This is a genomic window from Microbacterium sp. 05T445 (genome assembly GCF_056395865.1).
This window is the reverse complement of the sequence record NZ_JBFTKJ010000002.1, coordinates 771,416-786,047: the sequence shown is the minus strand read 5'-3', so window position 1 is coordinate 786,047 and position 14,632 is coordinate 771,416. Positions and strand designations below refer to the sequence as shown.

Annotated in this window: 15 protein-coding genes; 7 read left to right on the top strand and 8 right to left on the bottom strand. The window is 72.1% G+C overall.

Translation table 11 applies throughout. The features are described 5' to 3' along the window. Nucleotides 1-18: 18 nt before the first annotated feature. The 4 genes from AC1DDU_RS13130 to AC1DDU_RS13115 all read right to left on the bottom strand — a co-directional run bounded on the left by AC1DDU_RS13130 (nt 19) and on the right by AC1DDU_RS13115 (nt 3,953). Complete coding sequence (locus AC1DDU_RS13130) at nt 19-954, bottom strand: CPBP family intramembrane glutamic endopeptidase (protein WP_477434782.1); 936 nt, start codon at nt 952-954, stop codon at nt 19-21. Between the two features lie 29 nt (nt 955-983). Continuing rightward, nucleotides 984-2,321, bottom strand: coding sequence for an MFS transporter (locus AC1DDU_RS13125; RefSeq protein WP_477434780.1), 1,338 nt, complete (start codon nt 2,319-2,321; stop codon nt 984-986). Next, entirely contained in the window at nt 2,318-2,983 is a 666-nt protein-coding gene (gene trmB / locus AC1DDU_RS13120; protein ID WP_477436825.1) for a tRNA (guanosine(46)-N7)-methyltransferase TrmB, read from the bottom strand. Before trmB ends, AC1DDU_RS13125 begins: the two co-directional genes overlap by 4 nt. 121 nt (nt 2,984-3,104) lie before the next feature. Further along, a complete protein-coding gene (locus AC1DDU_RS13115) occupies nt 3,105-3,953 on the bottom strand; it encodes a DUF3097 domain-containing protein (protein WP_477434778.1) in 849 nt (282 codons plus the stop codon). 255 nt (nt 3,954-4,208) lie between these two features. Here AC1DDU_RS13115 and AC1DDU_RS13110 point away from each other — a divergent pair, with 255 nt between their 5' ends. The 4 genes from AC1DDU_RS13110 to AC1DDU_RS13095 all read left to right on the top strand — a co-directional run bounded on the left by AC1DDU_RS13110 (nt 4,209) and on the right by AC1DDU_RS13095 (nt 8,462). Next, nucleotides 4,209-6,212 carry a TPM domain-containing protein gene (locus AC1DDU_RS13110; protein WP_477434776.1) on the top strand — a complete coding sequence of 668 codons (2,004 nt, stop codon included), beginning with the start codon at nt 4,209-4,211 and terminating at the stop codon, nt 6,210-6,212. A 93-nt stretch (nt 6,213-6,305) separates the two neighbouring features. Further along, the gene (locus tag AC1DDU_RS13105; RefSeq protein WP_477434774.1) at nt 6,306-7,043 is read left to right on the top strand and encodes a PspA/IM30 family protein; all 738 of its coding nucleotides are present in this window, start codon (nt 6,306-6,308) and stop codon (nt 7,041-7,043) included. 127 nt (nt 7,044-7,170) lie between these two features. Continuing rightward, nucleotides 7,171-8,007, top strand: a complete 837-nt coding sequence (locus tag AC1DDU_RS13100; protein WP_477434772.1) for an arginase family protein — start codon at nt 7,171-7,173, stop codon at nt 8,005-8,007. Then, nucleotides 8,004-8,462: a Fe-S oxidoreductase gene (locus AC1DDU_RS13095; protein ID WP_477434770.1), complete on the top strand. Its 459-nt coding sequence runs from the start codon at nt 8,004-8,006 to the stop codon at nt 8,460-8,462. The genes AC1DDU_RS13100 and AC1DDU_RS13095 overlap by 4 nt, the downstream gene beginning before the upstream one ends. 4 nt (nt 8,463-8,466) lie before the next feature. On the opposite strand, the gene AC1DDU_RS13090 is transcribed toward AC1DDU_RS13095, so the two are convergent. The 4 genes from AC1DDU_RS13090 to AC1DDU_RS13075 form a co-directional block, all read right to left on the bottom strand. Next, nucleotides 8,467-9,027 carry a hypothetical protein gene (locus AC1DDU_RS13090; protein WP_477434768.1) on the bottom strand — a complete coding sequence of 187 codons (561 nt, stop codon included), beginning with the start codon at nt 9,025-9,027 and terminating at the stop codon, nt 8,467-8,469. A 51-nt stretch (nt 9,028-9,078) separates the two neighbouring features. Further along, complete coding sequence (locus AC1DDU_RS13085) at nt 9,079-9,570, bottom strand: SIP domain-containing protein (protein ID WP_477434766.1); 492 nt, start codon at nt 9,568-9,570, stop codon at nt 9,079-9,081. Between the two features lie 66 nt (nt 9,571-9,636). Next, nucleotides 9,637-10,428, bottom strand: coding sequence for a tyrosine-protein phosphatase (locus tag AC1DDU_RS13080; RefSeq protein WP_477434764.1), 792 nt, complete (start codon nt 10,426-10,428; stop codon nt 9,637-9,639). Continuing rightward, nucleotides 10,425-10,934, bottom strand: a complete 510-nt coding sequence (locus AC1DDU_RS13075) for a carboxymuconolactone decarboxylase family protein (protein ID WP_477434762.1) — start codon at nt 10,932-10,934, stop codon at nt 10,425-10,427. Before AC1DDU_RS13075 ends, AC1DDU_RS13080 begins: the two co-directional genes overlap by 4 nt. A 67-nt stretch (nt 10,935-11,001) precedes the next feature. Between AC1DDU_RS13075 and AC1DDU_RS13070 the strand changes: the two genes are divergently transcribed. The 3 genes from AC1DDU_RS13070 (at nt 11,002) to AC1DDU_RS13060 (ending at nt 14,606) form a co-directional block, all read left to right on the top strand. Then, the gene (locus AC1DDU_RS13070; protein WP_477434760.1) at nt 11,002-11,949 is read left to right on the top strand and encodes an alpha/beta fold hydrolase; all 948 of its coding nucleotides are present in this window, start codon (nt 11,002-11,004) and stop codon (nt 11,947-11,949) included. A gap of 165 nt (nt 11,950-12,114) precedes the next feature. Beyond that, complete coding sequence (locus tag AC1DDU_RS13065) at nt 12,115-13,659, top strand: ABC transporter substrate-binding protein (protein WP_477434758.1); 1,545 nt, start codon at nt 12,115-12,117, stop codon at nt 13,657-13,659. Then, on the top strand, nt 13,656-14,606 hold the full coding sequence (locus AC1DDU_RS13060; protein WP_477434756.1) for an ABC transporter permease: 951 nt from the start codon (nt 13,656-13,658) through the stop codon (nt 14,604-14,606). Before AC1DDU_RS13065 ends, AC1DDU_RS13060 begins: the two co-directional genes overlap by 4 nt. Nucleotides 14,607-14,632: the final 26 nt, after the last annotated feature.

Sequence of the window (14,632 nt, the reverse complement as noted above, 5' to 3'; positions counted from 1 at the left end):
GGGCCTGGGCAGGACGGCTCACACCAGGAAGAGGCCGTCGAGCATTCCCGGGTTGTGGGCGTGCACCAGCACGAGGAACACCACCGCGTCGAACAGCAGGTGCACCGTCACGACGTAGGCCAGCGAGCGCGTCTTCATGAAGATGAAGCCCTGCAGCAGTGCGAACGGGATGGTGAGCAGCGGCCCCCACGCCTGGTAGCCGAGCTCCCACAGGAACGACACGAAGACGATCGCCTGCAGCACGTTGGCCTGCCAGAACGGGAAGTGCCGGCGCAGCAGCGCGAAGCAGGTGCAGATGAAGAACAGCTCGTCCCAGATCCCCACGGCCCCCACGCCGACGAACAGCCGCGCGATGAGTTCGGGGGTGTCCACGACCGGCCAGTTGAGGTAGACCCCCGAGGTGATGAAGTAGAACGGCAGGATCAGCCACCCGAGCCCGAGCACGGCCACCAGCCACACCCATTGGAACCGCGTCCAGCGGCCGCCGCCACGCCACGGGAACCGGATCGCCCGGTCGCGGTAGACCCACCGCGAGATCGCGTAGGGCACCGCGACGGCCCCGCCCAGGGCGAGCGCGAACCGCACCATCGCTGCATCGTCGAGCTCGGCCTTGAGGGCGATGGCGCTCACGATGAGCAGGCCGACGGCGATGAGCGACAGGTCGCGCACCAGGGAGGCTGGACGGATGCCGACGGTCATCGCCGTCTCGAGCGTCGTGCCCGCCCGGACCTCGCCGGCCACGGGCGCGGCACGCGGCGAGCGCCGGGTCGCGGCATCCGTCCGCTCCATCACCACGGCCACCGCGAGGCCCGCCGCCAGCAGCACCCAGCCGAGCCAGGGCACGCGGACGACGAAGAACGCCGGCGCCGCGAGGCACACCAGGAGGGCCGGCGCGAGGCGCCACGACCAGGCGGGAACGACCGGCGCGGGCGGGGCGTCGGGATGTGCGGGCATGCGCGGGGCTCCGAGACGGTGCGGACGGGTCAGTGGTCGAGCGGGTGGGCGATCTCATCCTTCGACATGCGCGCCACGAGATACGCGAGCACGCCGAGGAGGAGCGGAATCACTCCCGCGGCCAGGAAGATCACCTCGACGGGCACGACCTCGGCCAGGGGTCCTGCCAGCGCCATCGACAGCGGCATCAGCGCGAGCGAGACGAAGAAGTCGAGGCTCGAGATGCGGCCGAGCATGTGACGGGGCACGCGGCGCTGCAGGAGGGTGCCCCAGATCACGTTGCCGTAGCTGAAGCCGAAGCCGACGAGGAACAGGCACAGCGCCATCAGCCAGTACTGGTGGGTGATGCCGACGACGACGAACGGCAGCGTGCTGACGCCCCACACGCCCATCATCATGGTGAGGTAGCGGCGCGGCAGCTTCATCGACGACACCACGATCGACCCCAGCACGCCGCCGAGCCCGTAGACGGCCAGGAGGAAGCCGAACAGCCGTGGGTCCTCGCCGATGCGCTCACGCGTGACGAAGGGCAGCAGCACCTCCTCGGGGCCGACGAACACCAGGACCCACCCGGTGGCGAACAGCAGCGTCCACAGCAGCCACGGTGTGCGGATCGTGAAGCCCACGGCCTCGCGCAGGTCGTGGAGCACGCCGCGCACACCCGCGGGCGCCTCATGCTCCTCGCCGGGAGCGGCCGGCGGCTCCGGACGCACGAACAGCAGCAGCACCAGCGCGACCGCGTGCGCGGCGACGACGCCCCACGCCGCGTGGGCGGGCGCCAGCACCGCGGCGACGATGAGACCGGCGGCGGCCGGCCCCGCGGCCTGCTGGAGGGCCGGCCGGATCGCGCCCTCGAGCCCGTTGGCCGCGAGCAGCTGAGCCGGCGGCAGGATGCGGGGCAGGATCGCGCTGTACGCGGGGAAGAAGAACCCGGCGCCCGCCCCCAGCACGAAGGCGACGACCGCCAGATGCGGGATCGTCACGGCGCCGAAGACGCCGGCCACCGCGACCGAGGTGATCGCGAGGAGGTTCACCAGTTCGACCAGACGCAGCAGCAGCCGTCGCGGCACGCGGTCGGCGGCGATGCCGCCCGGGATCGCGCACACCAGCAGCCCGACGGCGTTCGCCGCCGCCACCGCCGAGAGCTCCACCGGGCCGCCGCCCGCGCCGATGACCGTGTAGACCATGACGACCGCCCACATGCCGGCGCCGAAGATCGACAGCACCACCGCGCCGAACAGCATCCGGAAGTCGCGGTGTCCGAGCGGGCGGACGAAGCGCCACGGATCGCGGCGGAGTGCCGTCTCGGTCGCCGCCGGGTCCGGCAACGGCACCGGACCGGTGAGGGGGCCGGATGATCCGCTCATGACCTCGCGACGCGGCGGTACGAGAGGTCTCGGATGTCGCGGCCCACGCGCGCGCCCTTGCGCTCGAACGCCGTCAGCACGCGCCCGTCGAAACGCGGCGCCCACTCCCCCTCGAAGGTCGCCTCGAAGTCGGCGGCGGCGCCCATGACCTCGCGCATCTGCAGCGCGTAGTCCTCCCAGTCGGTCGCCAGGCGCAGGATGCCGCCGTCTTTGAGGACTCCCGCGGCGAGCGCGGCGAAGCCGTCGGCTACCAGGCGGCGCTTGGTGTGCTTCTTCTTGTGCCACGGGTCGGGGAAGAACACCCACAGCTCGTCGGCGGATGCCGCCGGCAGCAGGTGCTGCAGCACCTCCGGCGCGTTCGCCTCGACCAGGCGCAGGTTGCGCGCCCCGGCGCGGTCGGCGTCGAGCATGGTGCGCGCCAGTCCCGCGCGGAAGACCTCGATCGCGAGGAAGTCCGTGTCGGGGCGCGACGATGCCGCGTGCACGATGGCGTGGCCCTGCCCGGAGCCGATCTCGACGACCAGCGGCGCTTGGCGACCCCACACCGCGGCGGGGTCGATCGCCGACCCCGGACGGATGCTGGTCGCCGCGACGTCGCGCGGCGCGGCGATCACGTACTGAGGGGCGAGCTCCGTCCAGGCGCGCTCCTGCGCCTCCGACATCCGGCCGCTGCGGCGTACGAACGACACCGGCCGTTCGCGGAACGTGCGGGACTCGGGGGAAGGCGTGGCAGGGTTCGTCACCCTCCCAGGCTACCGAGGGCGCCCGACGTGCAGTGGCCGGTCAGCGCTCGGGACCGACCGTGACGAAGTCGATGAGTTCCTCCACGCGGCCGAGGAAGGCGGGCTCCAGGTCGCGGTAGCTCTTCACCGAGGCGAGGATGCGCTGCCATGCGCGTGCGAGATCGGCCTGGTCGCGGGCGGGCCAGCCGAGTGCACGGCACACGCCGACCTTGAACTCGATGCCCCGCGGCACCTCGGGCCAGCGCTCGATGCCCATGGTCCTCGGCGTCACGCACTGCCACACGTCGATCCAGGGGTGTCCCACGATGAGCACGTGCGCGCCGTGCCGGCCCCGGGCGATGGCGTCGGCGATGCGGGACTCCTTGGAGCCGGGCACGAGGTGGTCCACGAGCACGCCGTACCGGCGATCGGCCGAGGGCGGCTCCTCGTCGAGCGCGGCATCCAGCAGGTCGATCCCCTGCAGGTACTCGACGACCACGCCCTCGCCGCGCAGGTCGTCGCCCCACACCTTCTCGACGAGTTCGGCGTCGTGACGCCCCTCGACGAGGATGCGGCTCGCCCGCGCCGTGCGCGCCCGCGTCTCGGGCGCTGCGAACGACCCCGAGGCGGTGCGCTGCGGGCCCTTCTGCGCCGGGGCCGCGACGGGCGGCCCGAGGACGACGTCCTTCCCGTCGATGAGGAAGCCCGGTCCGAGCGGGAACAGCCGCCGCCGGCCGAGACGGTCCTCGAGCTCGACCATGCCGCTGCCGACCCTGACGACCGCGCCGCAGAAGCCGTCGGCGGCGATCTCGACCACGAGATCGCGGGATGCCGCCACCCGCGGCAGCTCGCGCACCCCGTGGCCCTTCCAGCCCGTGGCCAGCACATCGGCGCCGTAGTGATCGTCCATCGTCCTCCTCCGGATCGGAAAGGCTACCCGTTGGATGCCGCGGGGCGCGGGAGCGACCCGCGTTCGCGCGCGGCCGGCGTCTCCTCCTTCGGTGGCCGACATGTCGGCCAGGCGCAGGCGCACGGCGCTCTCGGCGAACGCACAAGTGACGCCTGGGCCGTGGGCTATCGTCGTGTCACCGCGGCTCAATAGACTCGCCGCAGGGGAATCCGCGTCCCAGAGGGGGGATCGATGCGACTGCGATGGGCTGCAGCGATGATGTCTGCTGCGGTGGTCGCGGCCACGGCGATCGGCGGCACCGCCGCGCTCGCCACGCCCCCGGTCACGCTCGGCTCCGGATACGTGCTCGATGACGCCGACGTGCTGTCGCCGTCCGAGGAGTCCGAGGCGCAGAACCGGCTCGAGCAGCTCAAGTCCGACACCGGGCTGGACCTGTGGGTCGTCTACGTCGATCAGTTCACCGACCCGTCCGACCGGGTCGACTGGGCGAACCAGACCGCCGAGGACAACGGCCTCGGCACCACCCAGTACCTGCTGGCGATCTCGACAGAGGGCCGCCAGTACTACCTGTCGGGCGACTCGGCGGGGCCGCTCACGGGCGACCAGCTGGACGCCATCGAGCAGCAGCGCATCCAGCCCGCGCTCGCCCAGGACGACTGGCTCGGCGCGGTCGACGCGGCCGCCGACGGCATGACCGACGCCCACGGCGGCGGATCGGGTGCCGCTGCCTCCGGCGGCGGCAGCAGCTGGCTCACCTGGATCCTCGTGATCGCCGTCGTGGCGATCGGCATCGTGCTGCTGGTGATGTTCCTGCGCCGGCGCCGCAAGCCGGGCGCGGTCGCGGGTGGTCCTGCCGGCGCCCCGCAGCCGAGCCTCGAAGACCTCGAGCGCCGCGCCTCGTCGCTGCTGGTCGCCACCGACGACGCCCTCAAGACCAGTGCGCAGGAGCTCGGCTTCGCCAAGGCCCAGTTCGGGGATGCCGCCACCACCGAGTTCGAGGCGGCCCTCGCTACCGCGCAGCGCAGTCTCGACGAGGCCTTCGGGCTCAAGCAGAAGCTCGACGACGCCACCCCCGACTCCGAGCAGGACGCCCGTGCCTGGAACGAGCGCATCGTCGCGCTGTGCGAGGCATCCAACGCCCTCCTCGACGAGAAGGCGGCCGCGTTCGACGAGCTGCGCAAGCTCGAGCAGAACGCGCCCGAGGCCCTCGCCCGCGTGCAGGAGGAGCGTGCGAAGGCCGCGGCATCCCTCGATCAGGCGGCGGCGCGACTGCAGAGCCTGCAGGCGGCGTACGCGCCCGAGGCACTCGCGACGGTGGCCGACAACCCCGAGCAGGCGCGCCAGCGACTCGCCTTCGCCGACGAGCAGCTCACCGCCGCTCAGGCGTCGATCGGCTCCGGCGACGGCGGCGAGGCGGCCGTGGGGATCCGCGCCGCCGAGGAGGCCGTCGGCCAGGCGACGCTGCTCGAGAACGCCATCGACAAGCTCGCGACCGACCTGGCCGAAGGCGAGCGCAGCGCGGCCGCCCTGGTGACCGAGCTCGAGACCGACATCGCGACCGCATCCGCCCTCCCCGACCCCGACGGGCGGATCGCCGGCGTGATCGCCGCGACCCGTCAGCAGCTCGACGCCGCGCGCACCCAGCTCACCGGCACCGCCAAGCGCCCGCTGGTGGCGCTGCAGAGCCTCGAAGCGGCCAACACGCAGATCGACTCGCTCATGCAGGGCGTGCGGGATGCCGAGGCCCAGGCGCAGCGCGCACGCCAGATGGTGGGCCAGGTCATGCTGCAGGCGCAGGCGCAGGTGTCGGCAGCCGAGGACTACATCACGGCCCGCCGCGGCGCCGTCGGCGCCCAGGCCCGCACGCGGCTGGCCGAGGCCGGCGCCTCGCTCGCCCGCGCCCAGGCGCTGCAGGCGAGCGACCCGCAGCAGGCGATGCAGCAGGCGCAGCGCGCCGACCAGCTCGCCGGCCAGGCGATCCAGCTCGCCCAGAACGACGTCGGCGCCTTCGACGGCGGCATGGGCGGCGGGTTCGGCGCCCCACAGGGCGGCGGCCAGTCCGGCGGCGGCATGCTGGGCGCCGTGCTCGGCGGCATCGTGCTGAACTCCATGCTCAGCGGCGGCGGGCGGTCGTCCGGCGGCGGCCTCGGCGGCATGTTCGGCGGCGGCGGAGGCCGTCCGTCGGCGGGCGGTGGAATGCGTCCCGGCAGCTTCGGAGGCGGCGGCACCCGCGGCCGCCGAGGGGGTGGCCGCTTCTGACCCGTACCCGCGGAACCGGCGCGCGCCGCGCCCGGGACGACCGTCCTCCGCTCCAACCGACCCAGATCTGAAGTCCGATAGGAAGGAAATCCGATGGCCAAGCAGTCCATCTTCGGTCGTATCTCGACCCTCATGAAGGCGAACATCAACGCACTCCTCGACTCGGCCGAGGACCCGCAGAAGATGCTCGACCAGTTGGTGCGCGACTACACCAACTCGATCGCCGACGCCGAGTCGGCCATCGCCGAGACGATCGGCAACCTGCGGCTGCTCGAGCGCGACCACCAGGAAGACATCCAAGCCGCGTCGGAGTGGGGCAACAAGGCCCTCGCCGCCAGCCGCAAGGCCGACGAGCTGCGTCAGGTGGGCAACACCCCCGACGCCGACAAGTTCGACAACCTCGCCAAGATCGCGCTGCAGCGTCAGATCAGCGAGGAGAACGAGGCGAAGGCCATCGCACCGACCATCGCCGCGCAGAACGAGGTCGTCGACAAGCTCAAGGACGGCCTCAACGGCATGAAGCAGAAGCTGGAGCAGCTCAAGGCCAAGCGGGCCGAGCTGCTCTCGCGTGCCAAGGTCGCCGAGGCGCAGAACAAGGTGCACGACGCGGTCAAGTCGATCGACGTCCTCGACCCGACGAGCGAGCTCGGCCGGTTCGAAGACAAGGTCCGCCGCCAGGAGGCCCTCGCCACCGGCAAGCAGGAGCTGGCCGCGTCGACGCTCGACGCCCAGTTCAACGCACTCGACGATGTCGGAGAGCTCACCGAGGTCGAGGCGCGCTTGACCGCGCTGAAGGCCGGCACCCCGGTGCAGACCGCGATCGAGCAGTAACCCGCACCACGCCGAAGGGCGCCGGGCCGTCGACGGCCCGGCGCCCTTCGCCCGTTCTGGCGTCTGCCGGGAGCGAACGGAGGCCCAGACGGATGCTGCGCGCCCCCGTCTGCGCGAAGATGAGGGGATGACGCGATACCTCGTGGTCCCGCAGTGGCAGGGAAGCCCGTCCTCGCGCGCGATGCAGCTCATCGACGGAGCCCAGGCGATCGCCGGAGACCTGCCTCGCAGCGCCACCACGGTGCTGGACGTGCCGATGGAGGCCGGCGAGTCGCTGGGCACCGGCATCCACCGGCTCAGCGCCCTGCAGCGCGTGCGCGCGATGGTCGCCGACGCGCTCGACGCGCACGCCGCGGCAGCGCCCGACGAGCCCGTGCTCACGATCGGCGGCGACTGCGGCATCGCGCTCGCGCCGATCGCGCACGCCGCGCGCCGCTTCCCGGAGCTCGCGGTGGTGTGGATCGACGCCCACCCCGACCTCAACTCGCCCGATTCCTCGCCGTCCGGCGCGTTCGCCGGGATGGTGCTGCGCGCCGTGATCGGCGACGGCGCCCCCGGGCTGTCGCTGCCCGAGGGCACCGTCGCCGCGGGGCGCATCGTCGTGGGCGGCGCACGCTCGTTCGACGACCCCGAACTGGCCGCGGTGTCGGAGCTCGGCATCACCGCGCTCACCGTGGAGGCGCTGCGCGACGGCGAGGCTCTCGCCGAGGCGGTCCTCGCCACCGGCGCCGACGCGGTCTACGTCCACGTCGACATCGACGCGCTCGACCCGGCCGAGATCGCCGGCAACGCCCACCCGGAGCCCTTCGGCGTGACGGTGGCGGAGCTGACGGCGGCTCTCGCGCGCCTGCGCGCCCGGGTGCCGCTGGTCGGGGCATCCCTCGCGGGCTACTCCCCCGCTTCGCTCGCCGCCGCCGACGACGACCTCGGCGCGATCCTGCGCGTGATCGGGGCGCTCGCGTGAGCCCCATCCCTACGCCGCCGCCGGGATGGCGCGCCGCCGCCGAGCGCGCCGTCATCCGCGGTCGCCGGTTCGACGCGCGCATCCCGTCGTTCCTGCTCGACTCCCCCGTCAGCCGCGTCGGCTACTGGTACGGCTGCGCGGTCGGCTGGATCTGGGGGACGCTGTGGAGCACCGGACCGATCGAGAAGCAGCAGGGACTGTGGGTGTTCCGCGGGATGCCGCGCTGGACGTTCCCGCGCGGCGGATCGTGTGTCGGCGGATGCTTCCTCACCGGCGACGGGCGCCTCACCGAGGCGTTGCTGCGGCACGAGGCCGTGCACAAGCGTCAGTGGCAGCGCTACGGACTGCTGATGCCGCTGCTGTACCTGCTGGCCGGGCGCAATCCGCTGCGCAACCGGTTCGAGATCGAGGCGGGCCTGGTCGACGGCAACTACATCCCGCGCGGCGCCGCCTGAGCCGTCACGCGGTGCGCAGCGCGGCGGCGCGGCCCACGCGGTAGACCTGCCGGCCGAGCACGATCACGACCGCCAGCGGGAAGCCGATCCAGAACAGGTTCGGCAGCACGGCGACCATGAGGAACCCGACGAGGTCGCCCCGCTCGAGCGACTGCCGCGTCATCTCCAGGCCGCTGGATGCCTCGACCAGGAAGTAGATCACCGTCTTCCAGAACGTCGCGACCGTCACGAGCAGGCCCACCACGACCCCCGACCAGCGGCGGGCGTGGAACAGCGCCCACACGATGAAGACGACCTCGATGAGGTTCGCCCAGCTCTGGGCGCTCCCGAAGGCGTCGAACTGCCCGTAGCGGTGATCGAAGGTGCCGTAGAAGACGTGGCCCGGCCACAGGCCGGCCAGCGGCCCACCGGCGTGCGACAGGGGTCCGAGCAGCACGTAGCAGGCGTCGTAGGTCTGGATGATCGCCGAGGCGGTGAGCCAGACGATGACCCAGGTCGGCATGCGCAGGTCGCGCGGGTCGACCTCGGCGGCGGACGGAGCGGATGCGGCGGTGGTCTGCGTCATGCGCACGACTGTACAGATCGCCCGCGAGGCGCGCGCGAACCGCAGGGAGCGTCAGTGCGCGGTGGCCAGGCCGTACTGCTCGGGCGCGTGGATGGCCTCGGAGCGGATGCCGAGGGCGACGAGGTGGTCGACGATGTCGGCCGTACCCAGGTAGCCGCCGAGCAGGTGGATGCGGGTCTGGTCGTCCTCGGTGCAGAGCATCTCGTCGGCCCACGCGGTGACCGCGCGCGAGAGCGCCTCGCCCGAGGTGCAGCCGCGACCGGTGCCCGGTGCGCCGGAGCGCTGCGAGCGGTCGAGCCACGTCACGATCATCCGACTCGGGGCGGCGATGTCCGCCAGCCACGAGGCGTCCGGGATCTCGATGAAGACCCGGCCCGTCGAGCAGATCGGCAGCGTCGCGAGCACGGCCTCGAGCTCGGCCAGCGACGACTCGTCGGCCGTGATGAGGTGCTGCACGCGCGTGTGGCGCGACGAACGGCACGCCGACGCGCTGTGCGCGTCGCGGGGGTCGACGGCGCTGCGGGACGGGGAGGTGTAGGACATGACTCCTCCACTATACCCCGAACAAAGGGTTGCCTTACCTCACTGCCTGCCGCCGCGTGACGATGCTCAGTCGTCGCGCAGCAGGACGCGGCGCAGCTCCGCGATCTCGTCGTCGGCGAGACCATGAGCACGGAGATAGTCCGCCGCCGAACCGTACCGCGCACCCACGTCCTCGAGCAGGGCGTGCATGACCGGCGCCGGCGACTTCGTCGCGAGCTCCTCCAGGTGCACAGCCTCGGGATGCATCGCCTGCAGCGTCCGCAGGACCCGCCGGCTGCGCCGCGCCGGCAGCAGGGTCTCGGTGCGGGCGTAGTCGGCGATCACCTCGTCCGGATCGACGCCGACCGCCGCCAGGGTCAGCGCGACCGTCACCCCGGTGCGGTCCTTGCCGACGGTGCAGTGCACGAGCACGGGCTGGTCCTGCAGGATGCCCCTCACCACGTCGACGACGCCGGCCGACGAGTCGTCGACGATGCGGCGGTACATCTCCTCGAGGCTGAGGTCGTCGCGGAAGAAGGACTCCACCGACCCGAGGAAGAGCGGCACGCGCTGGGTCACGACCTCGATGCCGCCCAGACGGCTGGGGTCGCGCGCGATCTCGTCGTCGGCGCGCAGATCGATGATGCGGCGCAGCCGCAGGCCGGCGAGCGCGCGGGATCCCCCGGCATCCAGCCGCGCGAGGTTGCCTGAGCGGTACAGCACGCTGTGGCGCGTCGTCGTCGTACCGGCGCGCAGACCGCCGACGTCGCGCAGGTTCACCGCGCCCGGGATCACCGGGTCGCCGACGGCGGGGTCTGCGTGTCCGGCGGCTCCGCGCGACGGGCGGGCGTCGCGTGAGGGAGGTGTGGGGACGGTCACCACGCCGCGCCTGCGGCGGCGTCCTTGTCTTCGCCGACCAGGTCGTCGCGCGGCGGCACGCTGTAGCGCCCCGCGATCGCGATGCGGTTGAACGCGTTGATCGAGACCAGGATCCAGCTGAGCGCGACGTACTCCTTCTCGCTGAGCACGCCGCCGACGCGGTCGTAGACCTCGTCGGGGATGCCGTCCTCGTGGATGAAGACGTACGCCTCGGCCAGCTCGAGTCCGGCGCGCTCACGGTCGGTGAACACGCCCGATTCGCGCCACACCGGCAGCTGCGCGAGCACGTCGGCGGTCACTCCCGCGGCGGTCGCCCGCTCGACGTGCACACGCACGCAGTAGGCGCAGCCGTTGAGCTGCGACGCGTGGATCTGCACCAGCTCCTTGAGGCGGTCGTCGATGCCGTTCTCGGCCGCGATGCCGCCCACGGTCTTCGAGAAGGCCGAGAGCGCCTGGTAGGCGGGTCGCGCCGCTCGCGAGAGGTGCACGCGGTGTTCTGCCGTCATGACGCCAGACTACCGAGGACCCGGGGTCCCGCGGCCGGGCCGCCGCGGGGTGGGGCACAATGGCCGGGTGAGCGACCCCATCGACGAGTTCTCGTTCCTCCCCGAGCAGGCGGCGGAGGCCGGGATCGACCGGCCGATCCCCCACGGCGAGCGCGTCACCCTGACCCTCCCGGACGGCCGTGCGCTCAGTGCGCTGCGGTTCGCCCCCGCCGACGCGCCGGACGCGGCCCCCGTCGTGACGTTCCTGCACGGTGCGGGGCTCAACGCCCACACGTGGGACACCACCGTCCTCGCCCTGGGCCTGCCGGCGCTCGCCATCGACCTGCCCGGCCACGGCGACTCCTCATGGCGCGACGACGCCGCCTACGTCGCCCGCGTGCTCGCCCCCGATGTGGCGGCGGCGATGGATGCCTGGACCGCGGCGCCGCAGCTGCTCGTGGGGCAGTCGCTCGGCGGGCTCGTCGCGGCGGCGGTGGCGGCATCCCGTCCCGAGCTGGTGCGCGAGCTCGTCGTGATCGACATCACCCCCGGCGTGGACTCGGAGGCGGGACCCACGCAGATCCGCGACTTCTTCTCAGGACCGAGCGACTGGGCCGCTCGCGACGAGCTCGTCGACCGCGCGATCGCGTTCGGACTCGGCGGCGGCACACGGCGCAAGGCCGAGCGCGGCGTGTTCTTCAACTCCCGCATCCGCCCCGACGGCCGCGTCGAATGGAAGCACCACTTCGCCCACCTCGCCAACGCGATGGCGGCCTCCCCCGCGTCGGCTGCGCGTTCGCAGGACGCCCTCACCGCGGTGCTGGGCGAGGCCGGATGGGAGGACCTCGCCGCCGTGACGGCTCCCACGACGCTCATCCGCGGCGACCGCGGGTACGTCGCCGACGCGGACGCCGAGGAGTTCGCGCGACGTGTGCCTGCGGCATCCGTCGTCGTCGTGCCGTCCGGGCACAACGTGCAGGAGGAGCTTCCGCAGCCCCTCGGCGAGCGGCTCCGCGACCTCGCCACGACCGACTGATCACCGCCCGCCCGGCGCGCACGGAAGCATTAACGCTTCTGTTGCGTTCCGAGTAGCGGGTTGCCGTTCGCCACCGCGATATCCCTAGGCTGATACCCGCACCGCGCCGCCCCGATCCGGCGCCGGTGCCCGCACAGCACGCGGGACCCTCCCGAAAGGACCTTCATGCTCCGTCGCACCACCCTCGCCGCGGCCTCCCTGCTCACCGCAGGCCTCCTCGTCCTCACCGCCTGCAGCGGCGGGGGCGGCGACAACACGCCGACGTCGTCGGGCAAGCCCGACCCCGATGCGTCCGTCGCGGTGCGGCTCGTGCTGGAGCCGGGCAACCTCGACATCCGTGAGACCGCCGGTTCGGCGCTGGACCAGATCCTCGTCGACAACATCTACCAGGGACTGGTGGCGCGCACGCCCGAGCAGGACATCGTCCCCGCGCTCGCGAGCGACTGGACGGTCTCGCCGGACGGCCTCACCTACACGTTCACGCTCCGCGAGGGCGTGACCTTCCACGACGGCCAGGAGCTCACCCCGCAGGACGTGGTGTGGTCCCTCACCGCCCACAAGAGCACGCCGACGTGGGTCGACGCCGACGTCGTCGACCCGTCCGGCAAGGTCGTGGGCGGCGCGCTGTCGCACGTGTCGACCATCACCGCCGACGGCCAGGACATCGTCCTCACCCTCGCCACGCCCGATTCGAGCCTGCTGTGGAACCTCACCGGGCGCGCCGGCATCGTCTTCAAGGAGGGCGATACCGTCGACTACAAGACGAAGGCCAACGGCACCGGTCCGTTCGTCCTGAAGAGCTGGCGTCAGGGCGACAGCATCACCCTCGCGCGCAACGACGCCTACTGGGGCGACAAGGCGGCCGCCGCCGAGGTCGTGTTCGACTACATCCCCGACAACCAGGCCGCCCTCAACGCCGCCCTGGCCGGCGAGGTCGATGTGCTCACCGGCTTCGACGCGAACCTGAAGGACCAGGTCGAGGCGAACGGCGACTTCTCGCTGGTGCTCGGCCAGTCCACCGACAAGGGCACGCTGGCGTTCAACCAGACCACGGGTCCGCTGGCCGACAAGCGCGTGCGCCAGGCGATCCGCCAGGCGATCGACCACGACGCGATCATCGAGGCGCTCGCGTCGGGTCAGACCCAGTACGGCCCCATCCCGGAGCTCGACCCGGGCTACGAGGACCTCTCGGACGTCGCCCCGTACGACCCCGAGGCCGCGAAGAAGCTCCTGAAGGATGCCGGCTACGAGGACCTCGACCTGACGCTGACGATCCCCAACTTCTACGCGACCACGATCCCGCAGATCCTGGTGTCGGACCTCGACGAGGTCGGCATCACGCTGGAGGTCGAGTCGGTGGACTTCTCGACGTGGCTGACCGACGTGTACACCAACCACGACTACGAGCTGAGCTTCGTGCTGCACACCGAAGCCCGCGACTTCGAGAACTGGGCCGACCCGGACTACTACTTCACCTACGACAACCCCGAGGTGCAGAAGCTGTACGCGCAGTCGATCGCCGCGACCGACGAGACGAAGGCGGCCGACCTGCTGAAGCAGGCCGCGCGCATCGTCTCGGAGGACGCCGCGGCCGACTGGCTGTACAACGGGGCCTCCGTCGTGGCGGTCGGCACTAACATCTCGGGTATGCCGTCGATCAACGTGAACGAGCGTCTGAACGTCGCCGAGATCGCCAAGAGCAACGGGTGATCCGGTACACGCTGACCCGATTCGCCCTGCTCCTGCTCGGGCTTCTCGTCGCCAGCGTGCTGATCTTCGTCACCCTCCGGGTGCTCCCCGGCGACATCGCGCAGCTGATCGGCGGGGTCAACAGCTCCCCCGAACAGCTCGCCGCGATCCGGGAGCGCCTGGGTCTGGACCGTCCGCTGCCTGAGCAGTACCTGACGTGGATCGGAGGGCTGTTCCGCGGCGACCTGGGCACGTCGCTGCTCACGGGCACCAGCGTCGTGGACGAGCTCGCCCAGAAGGCGGAGGTGACGGTGCCGCTCGGCATCCTCTCGCTCCTGATCGCCGTGCTCATCAGCGTGCCGCTGGGCGTGCTGTCCGCCATGCGCCGCGGGCGCGCCGACGGGACGGCGCTCAGCGTCGGGGCGCAGACGCTCGCGGCGGTGCCGGTGGTGTGGGCGGGCATGATGCTCGTCGTCGTGTTCGCGGTCTGGCTCGGGTGGCTGCCGGCGCAGGGCTTCCCGCGCGCCGGATGGGACGACCCGTGGGCGGCGCTGCGCTCGCTGATCCTCCCCGCCCTCACGATCGGGATCGTCGAGGGCGCGATGCTGCTGCGGTTCGTGCGCAGCGCGACGCTGCAGGCGGTCGGCCAGGACTTCGTGCGCACCGCCGCGGCGAAGGGTCTCACGCGCGACCAGGCGCTCATCCGCCACGGGCTGCCGGTCGTCGGGCTCTCGGTGATCACGGTGCTCGGCCTGCAGGTCGCCGGCATCATCGTCGGAGCTGTCGTCATCGAGCAGCTGTTCTCGCTTCCCGGCATCGGACGGATGCTGGTGGCCGACGTCGCCGCGCGCGACCTGCCGAAGGTGCAGGGCGAGCTGCTCGCGCTCACCGGCTTCGTGCTGATCGTCGGCTTCGTCGTCGACCTGGTGCACCGGGTCATCGACCCACGGCAGCGGGAGGCATCGTGACCGATCCGACGACCCCTTCCGCGGCG

Coding starts and splice junctions, on each gene's coding strand:
- AC1DDU_RS13125 (WP_477434780.1), bottom strand. CDS start 2,321: ATGAGCGGATCATCCGGCCCCCTCACCGGTCCGGTGCCGTTGCCGGAC.
- trmB (WP_477436825.1), bottom strand. CDS start 2,983: ATGTCGGAGGCGCAGGAGCGCGCCTGGACGGAGCTCGCCCCTCAGTAC.
- AC1DDU_RS13085 (WP_477434766.1), bottom strand. CDS start 9,570: ATGTCCTACACCTCCCCGTCCCGCAGCGCCGTCGACCCCCGCGACGCG.
- AC1DDU_RS13075 (WP_477434762.1), bottom strand. CDS start 10,934: ATGACGGCAGAACACCGCGTGCACCTCTCGCGAGCGGCGCGACCCGCC.
- AC1DDU_RS13115 (WP_477434778.1), bottom strand. CDS start 3,953: ATGGACGATCACTACGGCGCCGATGTGCTGGCCACGGGCTGGAAGGGC.
- AC1DDU_RS13100 (WP_477434772.1), top strand. CDS start 7,171: ATGACGCGATACCTCGTGGTCCCGCAGTGGCAGGGAAGCCCGTCCTCG.
- AC1DDU_RS13105 (WP_477434774.1), top strand. CDS start 6,306: ATGGCCAAGCAGTCCATCTTCGGTCGTATCTCGACCCTCATGAAGGCG.
- AC1DDU_RS13065 (WP_477434758.1), top strand. CDS start 12,115: ATGCTCCGTCGCACCACCCTCGCCGCGGCCTCCCTGCTCACCGCAGGC.
- AC1DDU_RS13110 (WP_477434776.1), top strand. CDS start 4,209: ATGATGTCTGCTGCGGTGGTCGCGGCCACGGCGATCGGCGGCACCGCC.
- AC1DDU_RS13090 (WP_477434768.1), bottom strand. CDS start 9,027: ATGACGCAGACCACCGCCGCATCCGCTCCGTCCGCCGCCGAGGTCGAC.
- AC1DDU_RS13130 (WP_477434782.1), bottom strand. CDS start 954: ATGCCCGCACATCCCGACGCCCCGCCCGCGCCGGTCGTTCCCGCCTGG.